General features: G+C 61.9%; 5 protein-coding genes and 1 pseudogene. 1 reads left to right on the top strand and 5 read right to left on the bottom strand.

The annotated features are described in order from the left end of the window. Nucleotides 1-128 precede the first annotated feature (128 nt). The 5 genes and pseudogenes from GPA21_RS19715 to GPA21_RS19735 form a co-directional block, all read right to left on the bottom strand. A pseudogene (locus GPA21_RS19715) lies at nt 129-434 on the bottom strand (2Fe-2S iron-sulfur cluster-binding protein); the annotation flags it as partial. Nucleotides 435-447: 13 nt separating this feature from the next. Beyond that, the gene (gene sdhD, locus GPA21_RS19720) at nt 448-792 is read right to left on the bottom strand and encodes a succinate dehydrogenase, hydrophobic membrane anchor protein (protein WP_168989773.1); all 345 of its coding nucleotides are present in this window, start codon (nt 790-792) and stop codon (nt 448-450) included. Next, nucleotides 792-1169, bottom strand: coding sequence for a succinate dehydrogenase, cytochrome b556 subunit (gene sdhC, locus GPA21_RS19725; protein ID WP_168989774.1), 378 nt, complete (start codon nt 1167-1169; stop codon nt 792-794). Before sdhC ends, sdhD begins: the two co-directional genes overlap by 1 nt. Nucleotides 1170-1237: 68 nt before the next feature. Further along, nucleotides 1238-1792, bottom strand: coding sequence for a hemerythrin domain-containing protein (locus GPA21_RS19730; protein WP_168989775.1), 555 nt, complete (start codon nt 1790-1792; stop codon nt 1238-1240). Beyond that, entirely contained in the window at nt 1701-2258 is a 558-nt protein-coding gene (locus GPA21_RS19735) for a hemerythrin domain-containing protein (RefSeq protein ID WP_168989776.1), read from the bottom strand. Before GPA21_RS19735 ends, GPA21_RS19730 begins: the two co-directional genes overlap by 92 nt. A 303-nt stretch (nt 2259-2561) precedes the next feature. On the opposite strand from GPA21_RS19735, the gene GPA21_RS19740 reads away from it, so the two are divergent. After that, nucleotides 2562-2918, top strand: a 357-nt coding sequence (locus tag GPA21_RS19740; protein ID WP_339379829.1) for an N-6 DNA methylase, incomplete at its 3' end; no start/stop codon positions are given.

Genomic DNA, 2918 nt, shown 5'->3' on the forward strand with positions numbered 1-2918 from the left:
CCGCGGCAACTCCTATCGCCTCAAGGAGAAGCTCAAATCCGGACTCGTCCGCTCATTTGACGAGCAAACCCAACCGGGTGGGGAAATTTGAATTACCACACTGGGGAAAATTCGCTTGCCCTTGACAGCGTCATGTCGACGATGAGATCGCGGATGACCGGAAAGCCCGGCAAGGGGCGCAGCTTGACCGGCTCCTGCAGGCCCGCGATGGGCGTGATGCATGCGAGGCCATTGCGCCCATTGATGTTCATCGCATCGGAGCCGCAGATCCCTTCACGACACGACCGCCGGAACGACAGCGTGTCATCCATCGCCTTCAGCCGCACGAGAACGTCCAGAAGCATTCTGTCCCCATGCTCCAGCGGCACCTCGTAGTCTTGCATGAACGGCGAAGTACCAACGTCAGGGTCGAATCGATAAGCCGAAATTCGCATCCGTCGTGCTCCTTCAATAGCCGGTGCCGCGCGCGGCGACCAGGATGAGCACCGTCCACCCACCGAGTGCTAGCAAAGCGCCTGCGATGGCAACCAGAAGCACTGCGCGCACCGCGAACGCATGCACATAGTCGAGCACGATGTCGCGCAACCCGACCCAGGCATGTAGGAACATCGCGGCGTAGAACAGCAGCAGCGTCAGTGCGCCCGCCGGATGGGCCGTGAAACTGCGCCAGGCATCGAAGCCGGGGCTGCCGAAAACCAGCGGCCAAGCCATGCCCGCGGTGAGCACCAGCAACAGGTAGGCGGCGCTGAGTCGCTGCAGAATCCACGCTCGCTGTCCGCTCAGCAGTCTCATCAGAGCACCCTCACGAACAACAACAGCGCCAGCAACACCCCGCCCACCAGTGAGATCACCGCCGTCCGCCGCGCAACCATCAGGGACGAGCCCCAGCCGGCGTCCATCAACAGATGGCGGATGCCAGCCAGAAGATGGTGGCAAAGCGCCCAGCACATCAACGCCAGTACTGGCAGCATCCAGGGCGATCGTGCAAGGAGAAAGAGCGACTGGTATGACGCTTCGTTCGCGAGGCTGCGCTCGAGCGCGAGCACCAGCAAGGGCAGAACCAGCGCCAGCACGACGCCGGCAACACGGTGCAGGATGGACGTGATCGCACCGACCGGAAAGCGCACTTTGGTCAGGTCGAGAAACACCGGACGGCGTGTCAGTTTCATCGTGCCCTCCATGAGTTGCGCAAACCCGCGTCGCCATGACGAACGCGGGTCTGGGCGCTAGATGGCGGTCATGCGCTCGACACCGCCAGAAGACGGCGCTGAAGTTGTTCGTAGCGTTTGCCGACGGCATCGGAACCGAACAGTGGGTCCTGTTGAGCCGGGGCGACCGCTTCGATCTCATCCCAGTCCACCTCGCTCAACAGTCTGTGAGCCAGTGGGATGATCATGTTTTCCTCGTTGCTCATGTGATCACGGAAAAACCGGATGTACGTGGCCGCCGATTGGCCGACGCGGTCGCGTGGCTGCATGACACCGTCCACCGCGCCCTGCAAGGCCTCGCATAGCTGCGCGCCACTTTGCTTGAGGACAACGTGCTGCTCGAGCAGCGTGTGCACCGCCTCATCCGCCCGGGGATCCATTGCCGCGACTTTGGCGAAGACCAGGTCTTCCTTCGGGTGGTGGTATACGTCTGGATAGTGGGTCATGTAATACATGATGTCCAGCATCAGTTCGTAATCGGGGTTGCCGGCCTCATTGAACAACCGAACCTCCGCTTCGAGCATGTCGAGCAGCGTTGAGAAATTCGCGTGATCCCGGTGCCATGTGTTGATAACGGTCGTCATGATTTGTCTCCTTCGTGCTGTCCGCTTTGCACGGTTTTCCCCGTTTCGCCGCGGTTCGTGCCTTGCCGCTGGGTTGTCCTTCCTTCATTGAGGCCTCGGTGGCCGCCCACCAGGCCTCGATGGACGGGAACATCCGGCGCTCCTCGAAGCGCACGTGTGCCTCGAGCAGGGTGCCGAGGCGTGCCAGGGCGTCGGCGTCATCGGTTCGCGCCAGCAGCGCGCGCAACTCGCCGTGTTCGTGCATCAACTGCGCCGCCGCATCCGGGTCGCATTTGCGCAGAATCGGCAGCAGTGTTTCTTCCTCTTCGTCAAAATGCCGCTTCAGTTCTCCTCGCAAGGCTCGAACCTCGGCTGCCAGATCCGCCAGGCCGGCGTCGGCGCCCGGTGCAGCTCGGAGGCGTTTGGCGAGCTTCAGTGCGGCGTAATGCTCACGCGACAAATCGATCAGGCGGTGGTGACGCTTCATGGTCGGTTGCTCCAGAAAGGCTGATGATTCATGGATTCCTTTAAAAGGAATATAGGATGACTCTTTAAAAGAGTCAAACAAAAAGAATCTTTAAGAATGGTTTGGGGTGCCCTGGGCTTTTGCAGACGGACCAGGCTGAGCCGGTGCCTAAAGCGCTCTGATGAACATCACCCGGCACCCGCGTTGTGGTCAGCGGCCCCGCGTCTCGCCGACCGAATTCAAGACCGTTCTCCCGAGCAGTGATAACCTCGCCCGCAAGACAACCCAATCCGAGCTCATGATCAACGACATCAAGAAAACCCTGTGGGCCGCGCCGGCATCGTGCTCGCCAACGGCTCGATGAGCTCCAGCCAGAACAACGAGGGCGCCATCCGCGCCGCCATGGTCGAGGCCGACGTGGTCGAAGTCATGGTCGCACTGCCCGGCCAGCTCTTCTTCAACACCCAGATCCCCGCCTGCCTGTGGTTCCTCACCCGCGACAAGAGCGTGCGCCGGGGCGAGGTGCTGTTCATCGACGCCCGCAAGCTCGGCACCATGATCAGCCGCGTGCAGGCCGAACTCACCGACGAAGTGATCGACCGCATCGGCACCACCGTCGCCGCCTGGCCCGGCGACGCGGGGGCGGGCGACTACACCGACCAGCCCGGCTACTGCCGCAGC

Origin of the sequence: Azoarcus taiwanensis (genome assembly GCF_012910885.1) — a bacterium.
Taxonomy (GTDB): Bacteria; Pseudomonadota; Gammaproteobacteria; order Burkholderiales; family Rhodocyclaceae; genus Azoarcus_F; species Azoarcus_F taiwanensis.

Coding starts and splice junctions, on each gene's coding strand:
- sdhD (WP_168989773.1), bottom strand. CDS start 792: ATGAGACTGCTGAGCGGACAGCGAGCGTGGATTCTGCAGCGACTCAGC.
- sdhC (WP_168989774.1), bottom strand. CDS start 1,169: ATGAAACTGACACGCCGTCCGGTGTTTCTCGACCTGACCAAAGTGCGC.
- GPA21_RS19730 (WP_168989775.1), bottom strand. CDS start 1,792: ATGACGACCGTTATCAACACATGGCACCGGGATCACGCGAATTTCTCA.
- GPA21_RS19735 (WP_168989776.1), bottom strand. CDS start 2,258: ATGAAGCGTCACCACCGCCTGATCGATTTGTCGCGTGAGCATTACGCC.